The sequence below is a fragment of the Cellulophaga sp. genome (genome assembly GCF_039943695.1).
Lineage (GTDB): Bacteria > Bacteroidota > Bacteroidia > Flavobacteriales > Flavobacteriaceae > Cellulophaga.
The window spans coordinates 15,391-41,391 of sequence record NZ_JBDVAA010000088.1 but is presented as its reverse complement, the minus strand read 5'-3'; the positions used below and the strand labels follow the sequence as shown (position 1 = coordinate 41,391).

Below are 26,001 nucleotides of genomic sequence, written 5' to 3'. Positions count from 1 at the left end.
AGCGCCTAAGTTATACTTAGACGCTCTAAGTTATAGTTGTTTTATTAATTTTTAGTGTACGTGTAGGTTACCTCTGCCTCTACAATTTTATTGTTTACATCTCTAAGGTTTGTCCTACTTGTTATTGTAAAATTTGTATCATCATCATTCAACTCTATTTGCGAACTAAAAATAGTGCACACACTAGAAAAACTTAACACATTACCTACTAACTGCCACGTACCTGCTATATCACTTTTTTGATCACAATCTGTTGCTGTTAGCCCTTGCTTAAAGGTAAAACTTCTATCTGCATTAAAATTATATGCAGCATCATTTAAACAGTCAGAACTTTGTGCAAAAATATCTTCTAAAGGATTATCTTCTTCATCATCTGTTAAGTCTATTGCTACGCTAGATTCTACTGCTGTTAACGCCCAAGCACCTTGTAATAAAGTTTCCTCTTCTTTTAACTCTCCTGTATAATCGCTAGCACAAGTTGCACCATTATCATCAGACGAGCAATTCAAGAATAAAACACCAAGCAAACTAACACAAGCTAATTTTAATTTCATAGTTCTAATTTTTAAATTATTATATACTAATTAGAATCTAAAATTTTAAAAAGGTTGCGTAGAAGTTGTACTTATTTTACAACCTCTACCCAACGTCCTTTTGTGCGTACTAAGTAATCACTATCATACATTGCCTCTGCCTGTACTCCTGGTAAATAATACGTTCCTAAGTAAGATGCGTTTAATAATATTCTAAAGCTTTTAGTTTGATTATCTCTTAAATCAAAATAGAAATTAGCTCTATCATCACGCAAATCTGTATAGGTTACATTGTTTTCTGCAAAGTTTCCAAAATCTGTAAAACGTGTATTTACAATTTCCCAACCACTAGGGAAAATTTCTGTTAGTGCTACGTCTTCAATTTTAGTATTTGTTGTGTTTTTAAGTACAACCTCAGCAACAAAATCTGTTCCTTGTTGTATTTGTGACGCATCAATAACACTTCCATTTCTAGACTTATAAACTACAGTTACATCTAGGTTGTTTTGCACCGTTTTTTCTTGACCTACAGGCAACTTACCACTATTAACTAAAGTTACATAAAGCGTATTGCCTTCGTTATTTTTAATATCTATTGTATTGCTTCCGTTTTTAATAGAAAGCACTCTATTTGCTAACGTTTTGCTTGTGCTAACTTTATCGTCTTTACCATTTACTTTTATAGTAGCCTTTATTCCTTTACCGCCAACTAAATCTGCAAATTTAGCTATTGCAAGTAAGCTATACGCTGTACTCTGCGTACTCATATACTTATCACTATTTAAAGCTTCTGCAACCTCTTTAGCCAACTGCTGAGATGTTTGCTTGTTTTGCATAACAACCATAGTTTCTAAAGCCATAGCTTTGTTACGCTCGGTAGAACCATACGTATCATAATTATGCTTGCCATTACTAAAATCTAATGTTGCACTGTTCATTAATTTTACAGCTACTGCTTTCTGACCAATAAGTGCGTACGCTGCTGCTAGTCTTAATTTAGATTGGTTAGACAAGTCTTTTGTTTCTTGTAACCTGTTCATAGACGCAACATCTGCACTACCAGCTAAAGCTAGTGTATACAAACGGTATGCTTGTGGCAACAATGTATATCTACCACTACTTCTGTACTGTTTAGCTACGTTTTTCTGGTATGTAATCCATTTAGATTTAAAACCTATTGGTAATACAAAACCTCTTTTTTCTGCCTCTAACATAAAGTGACCAGCGTAAGTTGTTCCCCAATCATTAGCTCTAGACTGACCCGGCCAATATGACAAGCCTCCGTTAGACGTTTGAAAACCTGCTAAACGGTTTATAGCCATTTCTACATTTTTCTGTACTTGTTGTTTTTTAGCTTTAGGCATATCAAAAATATCTGCTAAAAATAACTGAGGGAAAGCACCAGATGTAGTTTGCTCTACGCAACCGTGTGGGTAACGAATTAAGTATTGCATTCTACCATTAAAATTCATTGGTGGCAATGTAGATAGTTCTATTGACGCTGTATTTGTACCAGCAACACCAAATGTCTCTAAATTAATAGTTTTTCTACTGTTAGGGTCTATTATATAGTTTGATGCGTCTGCCGTAACAGGATTAGGATTTACAACATCTATTGGAATCTCAAAAGATGCTTTTTCTCCATTACCTGAAGCCTCTACAACCACCTTACCAATGCCCTTAAAGTCTGATACTTTTAGGACAAAGTATGCCATTTTCTCATCCGGAGTATCAAACCTTAACGATTTGCTATTACCGGCCTCAATAGTAAATGCCTTATTTTCTTTAATTTTTATTTTTACGTTTTTAACCTTTTTCTCCATAGCAAAAACAGTAACTGGTAATATTACAGATTCACCAGGTGTCATTTTACGTGGTAATGATGCTAAAATCATTAATGGTTTACGTACAGGCGTAGTTTTCTCTTGGCTACCGTATGCTTCTTTCTCTGCATCTGCTGCAACAACCATAGTCCTTACGGAGCCTACATATTTAGGTATTTTAATTTTATGAGCTTTAGTTTGTCCTTTTTCTAATTTAAACGGACCTAAATGCACAACCATAGGCTCAAACCTATTTGCTTTTTTATTTTTAGCACCTGCTAATTCATCATCACCACCAATTGCAAATACCTGATTTATTCTACCACCAAAAGCACCAATAACATCATCATAAATATCCCAAGTTTTTACTCCCAATGCTTCATTGGCATAAAAAGTTCCCCAAGGGTTTGGTGTTTTAAACCTAGTTAAATCTAATAAACCTTCATCTACAATAGCAATAGTATACGTCATTGCCTTGCCTTCTTTTTCGCTTACCTCAACATTAATTGTTTCCTCTGGCCTAAGCACATCTGGCATATCAATTTCTGGCTCTAGCTTTGTTTCTTTATTTTCTACAGAAATTGGAATTACACCATACATACGTATAGGTAAATCATTTTGTGTAGATGCGTGTGGTTGCAATAATGAAATATGAATAAACACGTTTGGCGTGTACTCTTTGGTCATAGGTATAGTAAATTTAGTTTCTCCTTTTTGAGTTTCTACCCAAAGAGATTCTAGCACCTCGCTACCATTTTCTACTGTTACTAACGCTCTACCATTTTCTGAACTAGGAAAAGTAAAGGTTGCTGTTTCACCAACGTTGTATTTTTCTTTATCTGATGAAAATAATAACATTGTAGCCGCAGACGGATCGTTCTTTTTAGACTTACCTGCCCAACCTGGCCAATCTATATAAACAGCTTTACCTGTTGCGTGCCCGCCATTTTCATCTTCAACTCTTACTAAATATCTACCCCAGTCTGGGTATTTTAATTCAAACTCAAAATTACCTTTTCCTTTAGAGTTTGTACTAATTGTAGTTTCATAAACTTTGTTTCTATAACCACTATTTCCGTAGTGTGTAAGGTTGTCCTCTGAAGTCTCCCACCACCAACGCCATTGTATTTTGTATATGGCTACTTTTAAGTTTTTAGCTGCTTTTGGTTTACCATCTTGGTCTACAGAAACAACCTCAAAATTATGTTTTACATCTGTTAGTAACATCCCCTTAGACTTATCACCTTTTGGTACATTAAGACCAATATATGTTTGGTAAGGAGAATATTCTTTTGTGAAAACATCGGTACTAAAATCTCCCCCATTTTCATATACCTTAGTTACAAAAGCTGCCTGTAACATTCCTGGAGGGTTACTTTCTAACTGCGGATTTATAGAGAATTTTGCTTTACCCTCTTCATTTATTTTACCATTGTAAACAACTTGTTCTTCTGCAGAAAATGCTCTACTTGGGTCATCAAAAATAAACCCTGGGTAGTTTTTAAAAGTAGTTACTTTGGTATTAAACTTAGCTGCAATATCTGTATTTAAATTTTTTGCAACTGCACCGTGCAACCATTTAACTTCCATTGTTCCGCTTATAGGATTCCCTCCTTTAAGAATACCAGCTCCAAAATCGTTCTTAATTTTTAAACGATTTGGTTTTATAGTTTCAATTTTTATAGTTTTTGTAAACTGAGCTCCACCTACAGACACTCTTGCCAACCAGTCTCCTGTTGGTGCTTCTTCATCTGTTTGTATTGGAAAATTATAAAAGTTATTTACACCAGATGTTTTAATTTCTCTGTGTACTATTTTACCGTAAGGATCTAACAATTCTAATTTTACAGGATGATTAGCAGGTAACTTATTAGCATTATCATTTAAAACAAATGACAAGTGCAACATATCTCCTGGACGCCAAACACCACGTTCGCCAAAAATATATCCTTTTATTCCTTTTTGTAATTTTACTCCGTTTACTTTAAACTTACTTACAGATAGTGCATTACCATCATTAAGTTTTACGTATGTTTTTTGACCTTTAAAATCTGCTACTGCAAAAAATGCAAGATGATCTGCATCATAAAAAGAAACTCCTTCTGCATTAGTAGTTACAGAGCCTAACTCTTGTTGTTGGTAATTATAAAATGTAACTTTTGCTCCAGAGATTGGTTTGGTTGTAATTAAATCTGCTACAGCTACAAAATAATTTTTGTTTAATCCTTTTTTAACGGTAACACCAATATCTGTTGCTAATATATTTACACCTACTTTTTTATTTACGTAGTATGATGTATGACAAGGATTTTCTCTCTCGCTCCAACTATAACTATTGTCGTAATAACTTTCTGCATTATCCCAATAACTACTTTCTGTTTCCTCATCAAAAGACTCCTCTTTTTCTTCTTCATCAGAAAAATTAGTATCATCACAAGAGTATAAACTATATTGTGGTTTAAATGAAAACTCTACTCTATAAATAGCGCCTTTCTCTGGCGTAATTAAGCTTGTTAAATCTAACGCATGCGCTTGCCACTTACCATTATTCACGGTAAGCTCATTTATTAACTCTAATTTTTTACCTGCAATTGGTCTTGCAACTCTTCTTAACTGGTTGTTTCCATTTAATTCTGATACTTGTAAAAACTGTAGCACATTGTTCTCATAAATACGAAAAACTTTTACATCTACAGCGCTTAAGTTTACAGCTTCAAAATTTACTTTTAAGTTAGTAGATGTTGGCAAAATAGAACCGTTAGACAATACTCTAACTTGTGGCTTAATCTCTTCAAAAGCAATACGCTCTGTAAACTTCTTTTTTAATTTCTGACCATCATTTCTTTGTATTCCATCAAAAATCTCTAATAAAACAGAACCAGAATGCGATGTAGACGGGTATACATATAAAGTATTACCCTTAATAGAAAACTTAGGATTAGCATCATTCTCTATAACCACTAAACCTTTTAAATTTTGACCTTTTTTTAATGGATCCGAAAAATTGATTCTTACAACAGGACTTCCCGTTTGTCTTACGTCTACGTTTAATACTGAAAAATTATTTTTACCTGGTATTACAATATCAATTTTACCTTCTGTATCTATATCAAAAGATTTTCCGTTGTATGTTAATACTAAATTTTCATCCTCTGCATACCTTCTAATACTATCTAACTTAAACTGAAACTGAGTTCCGCTTTTTGGTTGGTTGTTATATTTAAAAGCTAACTCTTTACCTTTATAAGTGGCTTTTGTTAATTTTTTTACCGTTTCTAAAGATAAATCATCTGCAGACCTAAGTTGTATATCTATATATTGATACTCTTTAGAGTATGCCTGCATTGGACTTAGCGTTACACTAAACTCTTGTTTAATTGTATTTACAGAAAACGCAAATTCTTCAAGATCCTCTGGAACATCTTTAAAAATTTCTTTTATATTTAATTCAAACGTATACTGAGTATCTTGTTTAAAAGCATCTTTAGGAGTAAAAACAATAGTTTTACTATTTACAGCTTTTAAGGTACCTGCTACATTAGGAGACACTTTTAGTATACCAGAATCTAAATCCTTACCGTTTTCCCAAGCCTCTACAGGTTGAGCTAAAATAATTTGCACAGGTGCTTTTGTAGATATAATACCATCTGTATATCCGGCTACATATTCTACATACTTAGCTGCAGACTCAGCATCTACAACGGTTGCCTTTTTTTTACACCCAAAAAACAGGGCTAGTATTAAAACAAAAAAGATTGACTTGGTTTTCATAAAAAATTAGTTTTGGTAAAAGTACAGATTATAATACGTAGAATACTCCCTGAAAACTGGGTAATATCCTGTTAAAAGCATTTTATTGTAATAGAACGTAATTATTTATCCTTTTGTTGCAACATTTTGCATATCTTAACCATAAATTAAACCAACCAATAAATAACCACTTTTACACTAACCATGTTAAAAAAAATACCTTACTTAATTTTAATTTTTTCTTTTGCTTTAACAAGTTGTTCTAAAGACAACTTAGATGATGAGCTTAGCACTAAAAGTAGTGCAGAACTAGAAAATGAATTGTTTGCACAAGTAAACAAACACAGAGAATCTATTGGTAAGCAACCATTATTAAAAAGTACCATAGCTAAACAGTATGCAGAAAAGCATTGTATATATATGGCAACTACTAAAGATTTGAGTCACGCTAATTTTGAAGAAAGAGCAAAAGCAATTTCTGAAAAAACTGGCGCAAACTACATTTCAGAAAACATAGCAAATAGTTACAAATCTGCTCAAGAAACCATAACTAGCTGGTTACAAAGTGATGGCCATAAAGCAAACCTAGAAGGTGATTATACACATACTGGCATAAGTGTTATGTATGAACAAGATGGCGATTACTACTACACACAACTTTTTTACAAATAAATATTACTTTAAATAATAGTCCGTTTTTAAGTTTTAAAACAAGTTATTTCTTATTTCTTTTTGCTAAATCTGCATAACTATGTAGTTTATCTAGAAAGAAACATATTACCGATTTTATTTTGTCTTACATAGTATTTAACACTAATACAGACGTTTATACACTTACATTTGTTATAACCCAAATTTTTAAATGACGATTGATTAGTATGAAAAAGATAAAATTCTCCTTAATTTACCTTGTTATAATTTTATTTTTAAGCTGTACCACAGACAGTGTAGACGAATTATACAAAGAAGTTGCGGTAACAGAAATGGAAGCCGAATTAGTTACATTAATTAACAACCACAGAACTACAATTGGTTTAAAAAAATTACAAACAAGTAACAATGCCTATAGGTATGCCAAAGAGCATAATGTGTATATGATACAAGTTAATGATATAAACCATGATAATTTTATAAAAAGGGCAGAGGGTTTATCTTCTGAAACTAGTGCAACTCTTGTTGCAGAAAATGTAGCAAATAAGTACCATACAGCATCACAAATTTTAGATGCATGGTTAAAAAGTGAAAATCATAAGAATAATATAGAAACCGACTTTAAATATACTGGCATATCTATATTAAGTAATACACAAGGTGAGTACTACGTAACTCAAATGTTATACAAATAAGACGCGGTTAAACTGTTTTCTTTTCTTAAATTTGATAAGCATTTTGCGCAAAAAAGAAAAGAATTATGTCTATAAAAGCACCCTTTAATTTAAACAAATGGATCTCTGAAAATAGAGACTCACTTAAACCACCTGTTGGTAATAAAAATTTATATAAAGATGCAGGCGATTATATAGTTATGATTGTTGCTGGCCCAAATGCCAGAAAAGATTACCATTATAACGAAACCGAAGAGCTTTTTTACCAATTAGAAGGCACAATAGAAGTACACATACAAGAAGACGGAAAAAAGAGAACAATGCAACTTGGACCTGGAGACATGTATTTGCACCCTGCAAAAGTTCCTCATTCACCAGTACGCCACAAAGACTCTATTGGCTTGGTAATAGAACGCAAAAGAAACAACCTTGGTGTAGATGATGGCCTTCTATGGTTTTGTGACAATTGCAACCATAAGTTATATGAAGCCTATTTTACATTAAATGATATAGAAAAAGACTTTTTAAGTCATTTTAAAACATTTTATGGATCTAAAGACCACCGTACTTGCAATAATTGTGGTACAGTGATGCCTGTAGACAGTAGGTTTACAGCAGATGAAGATTAGTCATTTTCATTAATAAATAGACAGCACAAACCATTACTTTAATTTTGTTAAACAAAGAGCATTTATTTGTAACTTTGTGAGAAACATAACAATTTTTAATATAAAAGTTATAAAAATGTCAAAAATAGCAGCATCTTTTGGAATAGAAAGCGCCTTGAAAGAATTAGGCCTTAAGGATATTAATGAAGGAACTTCTACTGGTTCTACCAATTTCTCTAGTGGAGATATTATAGAAAGTTACTCCCCTGTAGACGGTAAACTTATTGGTAAAGTAAAAGCTACAACAAAAGAAGATTACAGCAAAGTTATGCAAGCTGCAACATCTGCATTTAAAACATGGAGAACAATGCCAGCTCCACAACGTGGAGAAATTGTACGCCAGTTTGGAGAAAAATTAAGAGAAAAAAAAGAAGCTCTTGGAAAACTTGTTTCTTATGAAATGGGTAAAAGTTACCAAGAAGGTTTAGGAGAAGTACAAGAAATGATAGATATCTGTGATTTTGCAGTTGGACTATCTAGGCAATTACACGGTTTAACTATGCACTCTGAACGTCCTGGACACAGAATGTATGAGCAATACCACCCACTTGGCGTAGTTGGCATTATATCTGCTTTTAATTTTCCTGTTGCTGTTTGGGCTTGGAATACTGCCTTGGCTTGGATTTGCGGAGACGTATGTGTTTGGAAACCTAGCGAAAAAACACCTATGTGCGGTGTTGCTTGCCAAAATATAGCTGCAGAGGTTTTTGCTGCTAATAATTTACCTGAAGGAATTTGCAACCTAATAAATGGCGATTATAATGTTGGTGAAATGATGACAAAAGATACCCGTGTACCTTTAGTTTCTGCTACAGGATCTACAAGAATGGGAAAAATTGTTGCTAAAGAAGTTGCTGGCCGTTTAGGTAAATCTTTACTAGAATTAGGGGGCAACAACGCAATTATTGTTACTCCAGATGCAGATGTAAAAATGACGGTTATTGGCGCTGTATTTGGTGCTGTTGGTACTGCTGGTCAACGTTGTACTTCTACTCGTAGATTAATTATACACGAATCTATGTATGATAAAGTTAAAGATGCAGTTGTTAGTGCATACAAACAATTACGTATTGGTAACCCACTTGATGAAAATAACCACGTAGGACCAATTATAGATAAAGATGCAGTAAAAATGTATCAAGATGCTTTAGAAAAAGTAGTTAAAGAAGGAGGTAACATTGTTGTTGAAGGTGGTGTTTTAGAAGGCGAAGGTTACGAAAGCGGTTGCTATGTAAAACCTGCAATTGCAGAAGCCAAAAATTCTTTTGAAATTGTACAACATGAAACCTTTGCTCCAATTTTATATTTACTTAAATATTCTGGTGATGTAGAAAATGCATTAGATATACAAAATGGCGTTGCCCAAGGTTTATCTTCTGCTATTATGACCAACAACTTACGTGAAGCGGAACACTTTTTATCTGTACAAGGATCTGACTGCGGAATTGCAAATGTGAACATAGGAACTTCTGGTGCAGAAATTGGAGGCGCCTTTGGTGGTGAAAAAGAAACAGGTGGTGGTCGTGAGTCTGGCTCTGATGCTTGGAAGGTATATATGAGAAGACAAACTAACACTATTAACTACACAACAGAATTACCGTTAGCACAAGGAATAAAGTTTAACTTATAAGGAAGTGTACTACCCCTTATAAAAAGCCGCTGCATACATTATGTATACAGCGGCTTTATTGTACCTACTAAATAACTTTAGCTAACTAACTAATAATCGTAATAAAAAAAACCCAAATTCAATGCCGCCTTTTGCGGGAGAACAGGGTTTTTTTCCTACTATGATACCATAAAAGTAAAACTATTCTGGTTGTGATTTTCATACAATTATATATTTACCAGTAAAGAATGTATATCTGGTAGGTTTTAGTACATAAACGGTATATGAGCATTACAAAAAGTAAAAAAATCATTAAAAAAAACTTAAGAATGTGTATTTCTTTAACATTTTTAACATTTTACATATTTTTTTTCTAAATTGTAGCGTAAACACAAAAAAACCAGACCATTATGACAAAAAAACTAATGTATCTCCTCGGAATTATTATCACTATTCTGGTAGGAACATACTTTTTTATGAAATGTTGTTCATGTTGCGGATTACCAACCTCAGACACAAATTCTGTAAGCAACACAAATGAAGAAACAAAAACTCCAGTTGAACCAGAAGCCACCTCATATCCCTTCTCTTTAAAAGGTAATGGCTTTGAATTCTCTAACAATGACAATTTTAATTTTAAAACTTCAGAATTTAAGTACCAGGAACCTTTATCAGAAAATGTAAATAAAGGTGTTGTAGCGCTACAACAGTATTTAGATAAAGATGCTACTAATGCTGTAACCATTACAGGTTTTTATACAGATGCAGAAGAAAATAACTCTGCATATCCTAACTTAGGTATTGCAAGAGCAAATGCTGTTAAAAATTATGTAGTTGCAAGCGGCGTATCTTCATCTAAATTAAATATTGCCGGACAATTAATGGATTCTATGGTACCTAAAGACAGTATTTATTACGGCCCGGTTGCTTATGAGCCAATTGTTGCAGAAGATAACACAGCAGAAATGGATGCCCTTTATTTAAAAATTAAGGCAAACCCTCTAGTTCTTCATTTTAAAACAGGAGAAGCTGCTATTAATTTAACAACAGAACAAAGACAAAAAATAGCAGATATATCTACATACTTAGACAAAGTAGAGGACGCTATGTGTACTGTTGTTGGCCATACAGACAATACGGGTGTTAGAGCAAATAATATTAACTTAGGATTAAACAGAGCTGAGTTTGCAAAACAATATTTAATTGGTAATGGTATTTCTTCAGCCAAAATAAACACTTCTTCAAAAGGTCCAGATGAACCTATTGCAACCAACGATACAGAAGAAGGTAAAGCTCAAAATAGAAGAACAGTAGTAACTTTAAAATAAACACATAAACTAAATTAAATATGGAAAACACAAACATCTGGTGCTGGATTATACCTGCTTTAGTAGGCCTAATTTGTGCAATTCTTGGTTACTTATTAGGAAGGGGTAACAAAGAGGTAATAGACAACTCTGAAGACATACAGATTTGGAAAGACAAAAACAGTAAATTAACAACAGATAAAGATAAATTAGCCGCAAACAACTCGCAATTACAAGCAGATTTAGATGCTTGTAGAGCTAAGGCCAAAACAGCTGCAAAACCAGTTGTTGTGCCACCAGTAACTGCAATGGCACCAACACCAGCAGAAAATACAGGTATTGCTTTTGATGCTGCTGCAGCCAAGGCAATTTATGGTAAAAAAGTAAAACAAGACGATTTAAAATTAGTAGAAGGAATTGGACCAAAAATAGAAGGTCTTTTTCATACGTTTGATATTAAAACTTGGAAAGCATTGTCTGAGGCATCAGTAGCAAAATGCCAAGAAGTTTTAAACTCCGGTGGAGAACGTTATAGAATACACGACCCATCTTCATGGCCAATGCAAGCTAAAATGTGTTATGAAGGCAAATGGGCCGATTTGCAAAAATGGCAAAGTGAGCACAAGCACGGTAAACTATAACAACAATTACAACCAAGCAAAAAACCCCGATTCTTTATAAAGAATCGGGGTTTTGTTTTATTAAATAACAGTATTAAAGCATACCATTTGCCTGTACCCATTTAAAATGGTATTGGTCATCATCAATTTTCATACGGTCTGATATACGCTGTAATCTAGAAGGTAGTTTAGTTAAGTAATCTCTAGCTTTTTCAGCAGAATCATTTAAACCTCTTAAATTTTCAATATCCCAATAACCGTTAAGCTTGCTAAGAATTTCTATATAATCCTGAGCAGTGTACACTCCTAATCTTTGTGCACAGTTACTAAAAGTTTCAAAAGCGGTTCCTATACTACCACCAGACTCACGTAAAAAATGTGCTGGCATAACAATTTTACGTTTCATCATATCTGCGAAGGCTAAAATCATTCCGTTAGGATCCTGATCCATTATAACTTTTACAAACTCTCTGTATGCCAAGTGGTGGCGCATTTCATCACCAGCAATAATATTACACATTTTACCAAGTAAAACATTTCCTTTTTTCTTAGCCATTTGCCCCACTCTTTTGTGAGATATGTTTGTTGCTAATTCTTGAAAAGAAGTATATACAAAGTTCTTATACGGATCTCTATCTGTACCAATATCAAAACCATCTGCAATTAAATGCTGTGTAGTAATTTCTACTTCTCTCATATTTACCCTTCCAGATAAATACAAATATTTATTAAGTACATCCCCGTGTCTATTTTCTTCGGCTGTCCAGTTTCTAACCCACTTAGACCATCCGTTTTCAGGACCATCATGTTGGTCTACTCCTTCAACATCCATCAACCAAGACTCATAAGTTGGTAATGCCTCTTCTGTAATAGTATCTGCAACTAGAGTAACCCAAAAATCGTATCCCAATTCTTTGGCCTCTTCTCTAATTTGCTCCACTTCGTTAAAAAAGTTATCACTCTGAGAATCTGGTAAAAAATCTGTTGGCTGCCATATTTTTTCAATAGGAACTAAGTAAGAGTCTATAAACCCCTCTACTTTGCTCTCTATGGCTTTCATTACTTCTAATCTTATGTTGTGTGCAGACATATAATACAAGTTGTTTTCAACAAAGGTCGACAATAATTTTTAATTCCTTCCTTTTTCTGTAGGATAAAAAGTTGCTACAGCATCACTCTGCCAAACCTCTTTTGTATCTACATTTAGCATAGACAAAGGTCCCTTAAAAGCTGCTCCGGTGTCTATATTGTATACGTTAGCCGCATTTTGAGGCACTGTTTTTCCAATACGAGTAACCGGTGTATGTCCTATGTAAATTTCATTATATTTTAATAAACGTGGTGGGTATTTGGTGTCATCTTTTTCTAAACTACGGTCAACCGCTAAAGCAAGTTCCCACAAAGTTCTATCCCAATAAAAAGTTTTTGAAAAATACTCGAAATCTACTCCTTTTAAGTTTGTAAAACCCGCATGTAAAAAAAGCCTATTTTCACTATCTAAATAGTAATTTTCTAGATCTTCTAAAAACGTAATATGCTTGTTTTTAGTTTCATTATTTAAACCTGCATAAGAATTCTGAGTAGCCTCACCACCGTGTAATACCCAAGTATCATTATGCTCATCTGTTTTTAACCAATTTAAACAAAGCTCGTCATGGTTACCTCTAATAAACGTACAGTTATGTGTATTTTTAAGTTCAATTAAAAAATTAATTGTTTCTACAGCCTCACTCCAACCATCTACGTAATCTCCTAAAAAAATAAGATGATCCTCTTTGGTTACAGCTGCTTTTTGCAACAGCTGTTGTAATGCTTTTAATCCTGAATGTATATCTCCTATAACTAATGTTCTCATTGAGTAAATAAAATAAATAGTCCAATAATTAATACTATTAAAAGTACTAAAAAGAAAATTTTCCAGAAAGAATACGGTCTTGTTCCGCTAATTTTTCCTGTTTGCCCGTTTACATAAAATCGATACTCTTTACCATCGTAATTGTATGCGCTAATGTAAATAGGTAATAAAATATGTTTAAACGTTTCGTCTTTTAACTTAATATCTGCAGATGAAATTTGTTGTGTATCTCCTCCAATATCTTTTCGTATCCAATTGTGAGCAATTTCTTTTGCTTTTGTAAAGGACTGATGGTGACCATCTTTTAACGAAATGGTATATTTTTCTGTAACAAAACCAGCTAAAAAACCAGAATTATATGGTTTTAACTCTTTAAGATTCCAAAAAGCAACTTTAGCGGGTATTTCTCTTTGTTTTTTTTCTGATGCATTAATTAAAATATCATCTACAAAACCATTTACTCTACCAGATGCTGGGTACCATCTTGTTCTACGCTCTTGTCTTGTACTTGTTCCGTTTTTTGTTTTATAGGTTTTTGTAACATAATAATACTCGCCACGCCTACCCACATAATCTGCTGTCATATCTGCATCAAAAGTCCAATGGGGTATATATAAACCACGAATACCCTCTGGATCTAAAGCTGCTTTTTTTAGTTTATCTGGTGCAAACCAAATACCATTAACCCAGTTTTTAAAAATACCTCTAGCCTTATTTGTATCTATCTGAAAAGGTACAACTGCACTTGGCAAAATCCATCCTTCTTTTTCTATATCTTCTATAATTAAAGGCTCACTACAATACACACAATGCAAAGATTTGTAGTTTTCTTCTATATGCTGGTTGGCACCACAATTTTTACAGTGTAACAACTCTATAGTTTCTGTATAAGCATTATCGCCAACAGCCTTTAAATAATGGTCTAGTTCTAACTCTTCAAAACTACTTTTTGCTTGTTCAATAAACTCCTCATACCCGCAGTACCCACAGCTTAATTGCTGTGAGCCAGGTTTGTATTTTAACTCTGCACCACAATTGGCACAAGATTTTTTTTGTTCAGATTGTTTTAATTCTTCCATAAAAATTAACCCTTAAGTAAAGGATAAAACTTTTTTTAGGTTGATGAAAGTTAGAGCATTACATTGTTGGTAATGGTGGAGGTGTATTACCGCCCAAGAAAACCTTTAGCTCCTCTATCTCTTGTAAAGCTGTCCAATTTGCCATTCCTTGTTTCCATAATAGAGAATCTTTATTAATGGTTCTGTTAGCAAAAAGCTCTTTTAATTTATCAAAAGTAACAGGGCCCATTTGCTGACCGTTAGCAGCATAAAAATACTGCACCTGTGTTGGCATTGGAGGAGGAACTGCAGCTCCTTGCGGTTGTACTGCTGGTTGTTGTTGCATCATTTGCGGATTCATCATTCCGCCCATTTGCTGCGCCATAACAAAGCCCATTCCCATTCCCATACCTGCACCAGCTGTACCACCATCATTTTTGGCAGCAGCTTCTATTGCTTTTGCAGTTTTAAACTGTGTTAATTTGTTTAAATCTAATTTATCTAGCCTACTGTACTCAAAAATTTCCTTTTTAAGTTCTTCTGGCATAGACACATTTTCTATGTAGAATTTTTCTAACAATATACCAATGCGCCCAAACTCTGGTTGCATTACCTCTTGGCACGTTTCAGAAAGTTCTGATGTATTTGCTGCATACAATTCTATAGGTAAATTAGCTTCACCAACAGTATCTGTAAAACGTGTAACTATTAAACTTTTTAAATGCTCGTTAACTTCATAGTTTGTAAAGTTGCCATCTGTACCAACAACATCTACTACAAATTTACCAGCATCTTGTATTCTAAAACTATATGTGCCAAAAGCTCTAATTTCTGTTAATCCAAAACGAGCATCGCTAAGCATAATTGGGTTTTTAGTTCCCCATTTTTCATCTGTAAATAAGCTAGTGTTTACAAAATAAACTTCTGCTTTAAACGGACTATTAAAACCGTACTTCCAACCTTTTAATGTGGTTAATATTGGTAAATTTTGTGTGTTTAAAGTATATGTTCCCGGTTTAAAAACGTCTGCCAACTGACCTTCGTTTACAAAAACAGCAACTTGCCCTTCTCTAACAATTAATTTTGCGTTGTTTTTTATCTCGTTTTGGTAACGCTCAAAACGATGCACAATAGTATCGTCAGTATTATCTAACCATTCTATTATATCTATAAATTCGTGACTTAATTTCTTTTTAATTTCATCAAATATTCCCATTATGGTAGTGTTTTATTTTTACTGAAAAAAGATAGTGTTTTTAAGACTATCATCAAACTAAAAAACTTTAAAAAGCTATTAAATTTTAGCTACAACTATCTATTATTTAATTATACTTTACTTTTCTTAGTATTCTAAATGCCTCTTTTAAGGATTGATACACTTCTTTATTATACTTTTTAAGTAGAGGTTTTACTTTTTCCATTTGAGTAAAAGCCTCAGGAAAATTATTTAAAAAACAGATTAAATAAACATCTGGCAAATGTTTTAAATCTTTCTCTTCTGAACTAGTTAGTTTTTGCTTTTTATGTAACTTATCTACAATAACATTGGTTGCGTTAAATATATGATGTAGTGCTTTTTTATTGTACTGTGGTGGTTCAAAAATTAAATTACTTTGAATAAAATATTTACCGTTGTCATTAAAATTTAGAATTACTTTTTCAAACGGATAATATTTTTGTTCCTTACCTAAACCTAATTGCACATATTCTGTAGTAGTAAAAGAATCGTCATTGTAGGCTATTGTTATTTCATCTAAGTTAGAATAAAATAGCTTTACCTGCTCGTTAATTAACTCTATATCTACCCTAGAATAGTATGTTTTATCTTTTATTTTTTTTTGATTTCCCGCCCAACAAACTACAAATTGCTCTTTAAAAACTTTATAGTTGCTTGTTAAGTTTTTGTGCCTATTATTTATAAAATCTATAACACCATCTAAGGTTAATTCTATATTGTTTTTAGCATGCTTTTCTATGGTTGCAACTGCATCAGAATTAAGGTCTTTTAACTCTACACCATAGGCTTTGGGTAAGCTAATACTGCCTTCTCTAAAAAAGACAGAGCCGCCGTAGTATTTCCAAATATTTTTTCGCAATGCACATACCTTTCCGTTAGACTTTATAGTAACTAGACCAACAACTTTACCTTCTGGAAGTTGCGGAAACGGTATGTTTTCATAAGATATTAAAGGAGGATTATCTAAGTAAGCATTTACAAGATTTTGAATTTTGCTGTCATCAAAAAAATCTACACCAACTATTTTATTATCTTCATCTTCTACACCAATAACAATAAAAGAATTGTTATTGGGATTGCTATTTGCAAGAGCGCAAACGTGTTTTAAAAATTTTGCTTTTCCTTCTTTTTGTCCAATATCTATAAAGCGCTTTTTGTCATAAAAACTATTCTCGTCATTATGAGCCAGAAGGTTTTTAACTAAAAGTCGCTTATTAATCATTTTAAAAAATGTTGGTTACAAAATAGAAAATCAGTTTTTATTTACAATTGTACTACTTGCCTGTGCTGTACTCATAACTACTAAATCTGCAATATTTACATGGTATGGCCTTGTAACCACAAAGTGTATAATATCCGCAATATCTTCTGGTTGCAAAGGAGTAAAACCTTTATAAACCTTATCTGCCTTTTCTGTATTTCCTTTAAATCTAACCTCACTAAACTCGGTCTCTACCATTCCTGGGTTTACAGCACCAACTCTTATATTAAACGGATTTAAATCTATACGCATACCTTGGTTTATAGCATCTACTGCGTGTTTGCTTGCACAATACACGTTACCATTTGGATACACCTCTTTACCCGCCGTAGAGCCAATATTTATAATATGTCCGGCTTTTTTTGCCGTCATTTTAGGAATTACAGCCTTAGAAACATACAATAAGCCTTTTACGTTAATATCTAACATTGCATCCCAATCTTCTAAATTACCATCTTGCAATGGCTCTAATCCATGCGCATTACCAGCATTATTAATAAGAATATCAATATCTTTAAAATTGTTTGGCAAGCTCTCTATTTGTTCTAAAACAGTAGTTTTATTGCGTACGTCAAAATTTAATGTGTGCACAGCAACCTCTTTCTCTAACTCCATTTTAAGAGCATCTAAACGCTCTTGCCTACGACCACAAAGCACAACGTCTATATTATTTTTAGCAAATATTTTAGCTGTTGCCATACCAATACCACTTGTAGCACCAGTTATTAATGCAATTTTATTTTTACTCATTTTTATCTTTTTTTAAGGTACAGGATGCCCTTGACTGGCTTTTAATAACACAAACCAATCTTCTAATTCTAACTTAATATCTAAAGCATTAACCGCTGCAATTACACGTTCTGGTGTTGCAGTGCCAATTACAGGATATACTTTAGCAGGGTGTTTTAAAACCCAAGCCAAAAGTAGCTGATCTTCAGTTGCATTATATTTTTTAGTTAATAAACCTAAAGCTTCTTTTATGCGAGATGTTTTATCATTTTTTTCTTTAAAGTAAGACCCCAAAGAACTCCAAGCCATTGCCATTCTTTTATTAGTAATACAATCGTCTAAAGTACCATCATACATAGCACTATGTTGTGTTAATGAAAACTCTACTTGATTACCAACAACAGGAACCGCAGTCTCTATCATCTGTATTTGAGAAGGTGTAAAATTAGACACTCCAAAATCTATTATTTTACCTTCTTTTTTTAATTGATAAATAGCTTCAGAAATCTCTAGAGGATGCATTAATGGGCTTGGCCTATGTAATAATAAAAAATCTAAATAATCTGTTTTTAAATTTTTTAAAGACTGATGCACAGATTCTATAATGTATTCTTTGTTATATTGGTAATGGCCTATAGTATTTTCTCTTGCATTACAAACATGTTGTATACCACATTTACTTATAAGCTGTATACTATCTCTAGTAATACTACTATTTACAAAGGCACTACCAAACATAGCCTCATTAGTATAACCGCCATAAATATCTGCATGATCAAAAGTTGTAATGCCTGTATCCAAAGAATGCTGCATTAATTTTATAATTTCTGACTCAGATAAGTTTTTTCCCCAGTTTCCCCAGGTCATTGTACCAGCTATAATTCTGGAATAGTTTTGCGTTGTCTTCATAATAGTTGTAAAAGTAAAAAATAAAATCCCCAACAGATAACAATAGAAAATGAATTATATCAAGAAGTATTTTAATGCTTTACTTTTATGTTTTAAAGTTTTTTCTTAAATTAATAAAGTTCGTTTTAACAAATGACTTGATTATGAAAAATATCACACTAACAATTTTATTTTTAATCTCTTACAATTGCTTTTCTCAACAAGATAATTCTAAAATTGTAAAAGATATTAGGCAAACTACAGAATACAAAGAATGGCATTCCTCGTTACTAGCCTATACCCTTTTTAATTATAAAAAATTTGACCTTACACTATCAAAAGTTTTAAATAAAAGTAGTTATTATTATATTCTAAATGAATTAGGAGATAACAAGGTTGAAAAGAGCGATGCTTTTAGAAAAAAACTAGCTACTTACGACTTAAATTTATCTCCAGATGAGGTTTATAGTATATTTATAAAACCAATTACTCTTGAAGCTAAAGAAAAAATGAAATAATTTTTTGTCCGGTTTTAAAAACTTTTTTCAACTTTTAAAGGTCATTCAAAAAAACCTTCTTTCAACTGCTACCATCTGGTTATCATAACAGTATGTGAAAATTAAAAATATTTTCCTTAAATAGTTCATAATAATAGTAGCGTTTTACAACATTTAACCTATTATTAACAGCAGAACAGCAAATAAATTAAGATTTTGCATCTTATTAAATACTTTTATATTTTGCAGAACAATTTTAATGGCTTATGGAAGAAAATACTACAGTAGATATTAGTGCGGTTAACGAGAAAATTGCTCAAGAAAGTGCTTTTATTGATCTACTAATGCTAGAGATGAACAAAGTAATTGTTGGTCAAAAACATATGGTAGAGCGCCTACTAATTGGATTACTAGGACAAGGACATATTTTATTAGAAGGTGTCCCTGGATTAGCTAAAACATTAGCAATTAACACCTTATCTAAAGCGGTTCGCGGTAACTTTAGCAGAATACAGTTTACACCAGATTTGTTACCTGCAGATGTTGTAGGTACTATGATTTTTAATATGAAAGAGAATGATTTCTCTATCAAAAAAGGACCAATATTTGCCAATTTTGTTTTAGCAGATGAAATTAACAGAGCTCCAGCAAAAGTGCAATCGGCTTTATTAGAAGCTATGCAAGAGAAACAAGTTACTATTGGTGATGAAACTTTTGTTTTAGAAAAGCCTTTTTTAGTAATGGCTACACAAAACCCTGTTGAGCAAGAAGGTACTTACCCATTGCCAGAGGCACAAGTAGACCGTTTTATGCTAAAAACAGTAATTAACTATCCTAAATTAAACGAGGAGCAGTTAATTATGCGTCAAAATTTAAAAGGTTCTTATGACGAGGTTAAACCTGTTGTAACCGTACAGCAAATACTAAATGCACAAAAAGCAGTTAGAGAGGTTTATATGGATGAAAAGATTGAAAAATATATCTTAGACATCATATTTGCAACACGTTACCCAGAAAAATACAACTTAGAAAGCTTAAAGCCACTTATTAGTTTTGGAGCATCTCCGCGTGGTAGTATTAATTTAGCTACTGCTGCAAAATGTTATGCTTTTATTAAACGTAGAGGCTATGTAATACCAGAAGATGTTAGAGCCGTTGTACACGATGTTCTTAGGCATAGAATTGGAATTACTTATGAGGCTGAAGCAGAAAACGTTACTTCTGAAGAAATCATTAATAAGATTGTTAACGAAGTAGAAGTGCCTTAAATCAGTCGTCAGTTATATGTCGTGGTTAGCCGTTTTAAACACAAGCCACTTACTAGTTAATGTACACTGCAAACTGAAGAATGGATACTAAAGAATTACTTAAAAAAGTTCGTAAAATTGAGATAAAGACTAGACGTCTTTCCAACCATATTTTTGGTGGGGAATACCACTCTACGTTTAAGGGGCGTGGTATGACGTTTAGTGAAGTACGCCAATACCAATTTGGAGATGACGTACGTGCCATAGACTGGAACGTTACTGCACGTTACAACGAGCCATACATTAAAGTTTTTGAAGAAGAAAGAGAACTTACAATGATGCTTATGGTAGATATAAGTGGCTCAGAAAATTTTGGAACAACTAATCAATTTAAAAAAGATATTATAACAGAAATATCTGCCACACTTGCCTTTTCTGCATTGCAAAATAACGATAAGGTTGGTTTACTTTTATTTTCTGATGAAGTAGAACTTTTTATTCCACCTAAAAAAGGAAAAAGTCACGCATTACGTATCATTAGAGAGTTATTAGAGTTTAAACCAAAAAGTACCAAGACAAATTTATCTGAAGCTTTAAAATATTTAAGTAGCGTAATAAAAAAGAGAGCCATTGTTTTTGTGCTATCAGATTTTATTACTGAAGATTATTTACAAACTCTGCGCATTGCCGGGAAAAGACATGATGTTACAGGCATACGTGTTTTTGATGAACGTGAAGAAACCATACCTAATATAGGAATGGTACAAATGCAAGATGCAGAAACAGGTGCTGTAAAACTTATAAATACACAATCTAAAAAAGTAAGACTAGCTTATGGCAAACATTACCAAGATAAGGTAACTTACTTTAAAGAAACATTTACAAAAGCAGGCTGCGGCACATTAAGCTGTAGAGTAGACGAGAGCTATGTAAAAAAATTATTAGGCTATTTTAAGCGAAGAGGATAATGACAATTATTAAAGAAAAAATAACAAATACTAGTAACACATTACTAAAAATAATGTGCGCTTTAGTGTGTCTTTTTTTAGGTTCGTTTACAAGCTACGCACAAAACCAACCTAAAGTAACCGCAGACATAGACACCACTTCTATTAGAATTGGTGAACAAATAAAATATACCATTTTAGTAGATGCAGATTCTACTGCACAGGTTATTTTTCCTGAAGACCAAACCTTTTCTCCTTTAGAAATGGTTGAGGCTTTAGAAATAGACACTACAAAATATAAAGACCGTATTACGCTACAACGTGCTTACGCACTTACTCAGTTTGATTCTGGTGCTTACACCATACCAACACAGCGTATAGAAGTAAACGGAAAAGCATTTTTTACAGATTCTTTAAGGGTAAATGTTGGCACCGTAAAAGTAGATACGTTGGCACAGAAAATGTACGACATTAAACCGCTTATGGTTGTAGAAAAATCTTCTACGTTTCCGTGGTTACTTGTTAGCATAATTATAGCATCATTATTATTAGTTATTGGTTTAATATATTGGTTTATTTTACGTAAGAAACCATTATCCGAAGAAGAAAAAATTGCTCTTTTACCTCCTTATGACCGTGCTATTATAGAGCTAAAAAAATTAGAAAACTCAAAATATATCATTCAGGATGAGTATAAAGAATACTACTCTGAGCTAACAACAATTGTACGCTCATATTTAGAGGAAGATGTAAAAATATCTGCTTTAGAAAGTACAACAGACCAACTTATTACCAAACTAGAACTTTTAAAAGATGCTGGGCAATTAAAGTTAGATAATGACACAATATCACAATTTAAGCGTGTTTTACAAACTGCAGATTTAGTAAAGTTTGCTAAAAAGAAGCCAGAAACTTCTGTTGCAGAACAAGACCGTGTAGCTATTTCACAAATTGTAGAAAAAACACATGAAGCTTTACCAGAGCCTACAGAGGAAGAATTACTTAAAAATGAAGAGTATTTAGAAGAATTAGCACGCAAAAAAGAAAAGAAAAAATGGATTATTGCCATTGCTACTTTTGTTGGCGCTTTATTAATTGCTTTAGGTGTTTTAGTAAAACTATACGGCTTTAAAACTGTTAAAGACACAACTTTTGGGCATCCTGTTAAAGAGTTACTAGAGAGTGATTGGGTGCAGAGTTCTTATGGCTATCCTCCTGTACAAATAGAAACACCAGAGGTTTTAGTACGACAAGAGATTACATTACCACCAGAAGCACAAGCAAGTATTAAAGACCTACAGTTATTTACATATAGTAGCAACAACACATTGTTTTCGGTTAGTGTTTCATCATCAACCTTTGCAAATCCAGAAACTGAACCAAATTTTAATCAGGTTGCAGAAAAAGCTTTAGAACAATTTGAAGCAGCAGGAACAAAGAATATTACAACAAAACAAGAAGAGTTTAATACGTTTTCTAAAGACACCAAAGGCTTAAAAATATATGGCTCTGGTAAATTTAAAATGCCAAACTCTAAAGAGCTAGTTAATGGCGAGTATGCATTAATTTGTTTTGGAGGCAAAGGCTTTCAGCAACAAATACTAGTGTCTTACTTAGCAGATGATGAGTATGCACAAAAAATTGTAGATCGTATTTTTAATTCAATTGAAGTTAAAGAAGATAAAAAAGAATAAATGTTAGAGAATATCACTTTTGCAAACCCTCAGCTTTTTTGGTTGCTATTATTGCTACCATTGGCTGTGCTATGGTATTTTTTTAAACATAAAGAAGAAACTGCAGCACTAAAAATATCTAGTACACAAGGTTTTACAGATACCAGCATTTTAGCCAAGTTAAAACCAATGCTTTTTATTTTACGCTTATTGGCTTTAGCTGCTATAATTACTGCTTTAGCAAGGCCACAAACTAAAGATGTATCTACCAAAACAAAAACCACAAAAGGTATAGACATTGTTATGGCTATAGATGTATCTTCTAGTATGTTGGCTAAGGATTTAAAACCAGACAGACTAACAGCACTAAAAAAAGTGGCTGCAGATTTTATTAAAAAAAGACCTAATGACCGTATTGGTTTGGTTGCATATGCTGGTGAAAGTTATACAAAAACACCTATTACTAGTGACAAGTCTATTGTACTATCATCTTTACGCCAAATTACACATGGCCAGCTAGAAGATGGTACTGCCATTGGTATGGGTTTAGCAACGGCTGTTAACCGTTTAAAAGACAGTAAATCTAAAAGTAAAGTAATTATTTTGCTTACAGATGGTGTTAACAACTCTGGTTTTATAGAACCAAAAACTGCAGCAGATTTAGCGGTAGAATATAAAATTAAGACATATACTATTGGTTTAGGTACAAATGGTAACGCATTAACACCAATTGCTTTTAATCCAGACCGTACATATAGGTATGGTATGAGACAGGTAGAAATTGATGAAAAATTACTTGAAGAAATTGCTACCGTTACCGGCGGACAATATTTTAGAGCTACAGACAATGAAAAACTAGCTGCTATTTATGACGAAATAAATAAGCTAGAAAAAACAGACATAGAAGAAATTAAATACACCAATTTTGAAGAAAAGTTTAGACCATTAATTCTGTTAGCTGGTATTTTACTTTTATTAGAATGGGTAATGCGTAACACTTTATTTAGAAGTTTTATCTAAGATTAAGAAAGACAAATGATACAAATAGACGAAAAAATATATTTCTATTTACTGTTCATCATTCCTATAATGGTGGTCATCTTTGTGTTGCTTTTAATCTGGAAAAAAAGAGCACAGAAAAAATTTGCAGATTTACACTTATTTAAACGCTTAACACCAACAAAATCATCTTTTAAATCAATTTTAAAATTTATTGTTTTTGTTTTAGGTTTAGCGCTTTTAATTGTAGGATTAGCAAACCCAAAAATTGGCACAAAACTTGAAACTGTAAAAAGAGAAGGTGTAGATATTGTATTTGCCGTAGATGTATCTAAAAGTATGTTAGCAGAAGATATTGCGCCTAGCAGATTAGATAAAGCTAAACGTATTGTATCAGAAATTATATCTCAACTAGGTAGCGACCGTATTGGTATTATTGCATATGCAGGACAAGCTTACCCGCAATTGCCAATAACAACAGATTATGGTGCTGCAAAAATGTTTTTACAAGGTCTAAACACCAACATGTTGTCTTCACAAGGAACAGCTATTAATCAGGCTTTAGACTTGGCATCTACTTATTATGATGATGACGAGCAAACAAACAGAGTATTATTTATAATTTCTGACGGAGAAGACCACTCTGAGGGGGCTACATCTAGTGCGGTAGAAAAAGCAATAGACCAAGGAATAAAAATATATACTATTGGAGTAGGTACAGAAAAAGGAGCTCCAATTCCTATAAAAAGAAACGGTGTTTTAGAAAGTCTTAAAAAAGATTTACAAGGTGAGGTGGTAATTACTAAACTTAATAAAGACGTTTTAGAAGATATAGCCGATGATGGCAACGGACAATATATTGACGGTGCAAATACCAGTGATGCAGTAAGTATTATAAAAGATGAATTAAATAAAATGGATAAAACTGAGTTTGAAGCCAAACAATTCTCTGAGTATAAAGACCAATTTCAGTGGTTTATTGGAGCAGGATTGTTCTTCTTGTTTTTAGACATTTTTCTTTTAGATAGAAAAACAAAATGGCTTCAAAAACTTAATTTGTTTAACGAAAAAGAAGTAGAATAAATGAAAAAGCTAGTATACATTGTTTTTTTAATAGGATGCTTTACTTATGCGCAAGAAGATGCAGACGTTAAAGAAAAAGAAAAAGCACTAAACACATCTAAAAACTTAACTTGGGAAGCCAATAAAGAGCTATCTGAGAATAAATTTACACAAGCAGAAGCTAACTACCGTAAAGCAATATCTAAAAGCAATGAAAATGCTGCTGCACCATATAATTTAGGCAGCGCTTACTACAACAAAGAAACCTATAGTGAAGCTTTTGGGAGGTTTAAACAAGCTGGTGAGTTAGCAACAAGTAAGGCAGACAAACATAAGGCGTACCATAATATGGGTAACGTTTTTATGAAAAATAAAGAATATGAAAAAGCGGTTGAAGCTTACAAACAAGCGCTAAGGAATAACCCTTCTGATGAAGAAACAAGATATAATTTTGCTTTAGCAAAAGAATTGTTAAAAAAACAACAAGACGAGCAAAAGAAAAACGACCAAAATAAAGACGACAAAAAAGACGATAAAGAAGACCAAAAAGATAAAAACGAGGATAAAGAAAAGAACGAAGGGGACGGAGACGATAAAAAGGACGACCAAGGAAAAGATAAGGATAAAAAGGACGGCGAAGACAAGGAAGACAAAGGCGACGAAGGAGATAAAAAGAACAAAGACGACAAGGATGGCAAAGGTGATGATGAGAAAAAAGACCAGAAAAAACCTAATGATAAAGGAGATAAAAAACCACAAGAACAGCAGCAGCAACCTAGGCCTAACCAATTGTCTAAACAACAGGTGAAAAATCTGTTGAAGGCTATGGAGAACGAGGAGAAAAAAGTTCAAGAAAAGATGGACGCCAAAAAAGTAAAAGGCGCTAAAGTAAAGAACGAAAAAGATTGGTAAT

At 32.9% G+C, this 26,001-nt stretch carries 22 protein-coding genes; 13 read left to right on the top strand and 9 right to left on the bottom strand.

Annotated features, from left to right (window positions below):
- Positions 1-44 precede the first annotated feature (44 nt).
- Positions 45-554: a DUF5004 domain-containing protein gene (locus ABJD66_RS06140; RefSeq protein ID WP_100894592.1), complete on the bottom strand. Its 510-nt coding sequence runs from the start codon at positions 552-554 to the stop codon at positions 45-47.
- A gap of 71 nt (positions 555-625) precedes the next feature.
- A complete protein-coding gene (locus ABJD66_RS06135; RefSeq protein ID WP_348129393.1) occupies positions 626-6,127 on the bottom strand; it encodes an MG2 domain-containing protein in 5,502 nt (1,833 codons plus the stop codon).
- Between the two features lie 183 nt (positions 6,128-6,310).
- Between ABJD66_RS06135 and ABJD66_RS06130 the strand changes: the two genes are divergently transcribed.
- The 6 genes from ABJD66_RS06130 (at position 6,311) to ABJD66_RS06105 (ending at position 11,656) form a co-directional block, all read left to right on the top strand.
- Positions 6,311-6,778 (top strand): CAP domain-containing protein, encoded by a 468-nt coding sequence (locus ABJD66_RS06130; RefSeq protein WP_348129390.1) that lies wholly within the window; start codon positions 6,311-6,313, stop codon positions 6,776-6,778.
- 206 nt (positions 6,779-6,984) lie between these two features.
- Complete coding sequence (locus tag ABJD66_RS06125; protein ID WP_348129387.1) at positions 6,985-7,452, top strand: CAP domain-containing protein; 468 nt, start codon at positions 6,985-6,987, stop codon at positions 7,450-7,452.
- 65 nt (positions 7,453-7,517) lie between these two features.
- Positions 7,518-8,060: a 3-hydroxyanthranilate 3,4-dioxygenase gene (locus ABJD66_RS06120; RefSeq protein ID WP_348129384.1), complete on the top strand. Its 543-nt coding sequence runs from the start codon at positions 7,518-7,520 to the stop codon at positions 8,058-8,060.
- Between the two features lie 115 nt (positions 8,061-8,175).
- Positions 8,176-9,729, top strand: a complete 1,554-nt coding sequence (locus tag ABJD66_RS06115; RefSeq protein WP_303542022.1) for an aldehyde dehydrogenase family protein — start codon at positions 8,176-8,178, stop codon at positions 9,727-9,729.
- 389 nt (positions 9,730-10,118) lie between these two features.
- A complete protein-coding gene (locus ABJD66_RS06110) occupies positions 10,119-11,036 on the top strand; it encodes an OmpA family protein (protein ID WP_348129380.1) in 918 nt (305 codons plus the stop codon).
- A 20-nt stretch (positions 11,037-11,056) separates the two neighbouring features.
- Entirely contained in the window at positions 11,057-11,656 is a 600-nt protein-coding gene (locus tag ABJD66_RS06105; protein WP_100894586.1) for a hypothetical protein, read from the top strand.
- A gap of 73 nt (positions 11,657-11,729) precedes the next feature.
- Here the strand turns inward: ABJD66_RS06105 and ABJD66_RS06100 are convergent, their stop codons facing one another.
- The 7 genes from ABJD66_RS06100 to ABJD66_RS06070 form a co-directional block, all read right to left on the bottom strand.
- Positions 11,730-12,725 (bottom strand): acyl-ACP desaturase, encoded by a 996-nt coding sequence (locus tag ABJD66_RS06100; protein WP_100894585.1) that lies wholly within the window; start codon positions 12,723-12,725, stop codon positions 11,730-11,732.
- Positions 12,726-12,764: 39 nt separating this feature from the next.
- On the bottom strand, positions 12,765-13,490 hold the full coding sequence (locus ABJD66_RS06095) for a metallophosphoesterase family protein (protein ID WP_100894584.1): 726 nt from the start codon (positions 13,488-13,490) through the stop codon (positions 12,765-12,767).
- The gene (locus ABJD66_RS06090) at positions 13,487-14,569 is read right to left on the bottom strand and encodes a DNA helicase PriA (RefSeq protein WP_100894583.1); all 1,083 of its coding nucleotides are present in this window, start codon (positions 14,567-14,569) and stop codon (positions 13,487-13,489) included. Before ABJD66_RS06090 ends, ABJD66_RS06095 begins: the two co-directional genes overlap by 4 nt.
- 58 nt (positions 14,570-14,627) lie before the next feature.
- The gene (locus ABJD66_RS06085; RefSeq protein ID WP_303542027.1) at positions 14,628-15,764 is read right to left on the bottom strand and encodes an SPFH domain-containing protein; all 1,137 of its coding nucleotides are present in this window, start codon (positions 15,762-15,764) and stop codon (positions 14,628-14,630) included.
- A 106-nt stretch (positions 15,765-15,870) separates the two neighbouring features.
- Positions 15,871-17,007, bottom strand: coding sequence for an ATP-binding protein (locus tag ABJD66_RS06080; protein ID WP_348129373.1), 1,137 nt, complete (start codon positions 17,005-17,007; stop codon positions 15,871-15,873).
- Between the two features lie 30 nt (positions 17,008-17,037).
- Complete coding sequence (locus tag ABJD66_RS06075; RefSeq protein ID WP_348129370.1) at positions 17,038-17,796, bottom strand: SDR family NAD(P)-dependent oxidoreductase; 759 nt, start codon at positions 17,794-17,796, stop codon at positions 17,038-17,040.
- A 12-nt stretch (positions 17,797-17,808) separates the two neighbouring features.
- Entirely contained in the window at positions 17,809-18,684 is an 876-nt protein-coding gene (locus ABJD66_RS06070; RefSeq protein ID WP_348129368.1) for an aldo/keto reductase, read from the bottom strand.
- 143 nt (positions 18,685-18,827) lie between these two features.
- On the opposite strand from ABJD66_RS06070, the gene ABJD66_RS06065 reads away from it, so the two are divergent.
- The 7 genes from ABJD66_RS06065 to ABJD66_RS06035 all read left to right on the top strand — a co-directional run bounded on the left by ABJD66_RS06065 (position 18,828) and on the right by ABJD66_RS06035 (position 26,000).
- Positions 18,828-19,181, top strand: a complete 354-nt coding sequence (locus tag ABJD66_RS06065) for a hypothetical protein (RefSeq protein ID WP_348129365.1) — start codon at positions 18,828-18,830, stop codon at positions 19,179-19,181.
- Between the two features lie 245 nt (positions 19,182-19,426).
- The gene (locus ABJD66_RS06060; RefSeq protein WP_100894579.1) at positions 19,427-20,428 is read left to right on the top strand and encodes a MoxR family ATPase; all 1,002 of its coding nucleotides are present in this window, start codon (positions 19,427-19,429) and stop codon (positions 20,426-20,428) included.
- Positions 20,429-20,508: 80 nt separating this feature from the next.
- Entirely contained in the window at positions 20,509-21,375 is an 867-nt protein-coding gene (locus ABJD66_RS06055; RefSeq protein ID WP_303542037.1) for a DUF58 domain-containing protein, read from the top strand.
- A complete protein-coding gene (locus tag ABJD66_RS06050; RefSeq protein WP_348129360.1) occupies positions 21,375-23,048 on the top strand; it encodes a hypothetical protein in 1,674 nt (557 codons plus the stop codon). Before ABJD66_RS06055 ends, ABJD66_RS06050 begins: the two co-directional genes overlap by 1 nt.
- Complete coding sequence (locus ABJD66_RS06045) at positions 23,049-24,047, top strand: VWA domain-containing protein (protein ID WP_100894576.1); 999 nt, start codon at positions 23,049-23,051, stop codon at positions 24,045-24,047. It begins immediately after the preceding gene.
- Positions 24,048-24,062: 15 nt separating this feature from the next.
- Positions 24,063-25,109 (top strand): VWA domain-containing protein, encoded by a 1,047-nt coding sequence (locus ABJD66_RS06040; RefSeq protein ID WP_348129357.1) that lies wholly within the window; start codon positions 24,063-24,065, stop codon positions 25,107-25,109.
- Positions 25,110-26,000, top strand: coding sequence for a tetratricopeptide repeat protein (locus ABJD66_RS06035; protein WP_100894574.1), 891 nt, complete (start codon positions 25,110-25,112; stop codon positions 25,998-26,000).
- Position 26,001 lies beyond the last annotated feature (1 nt).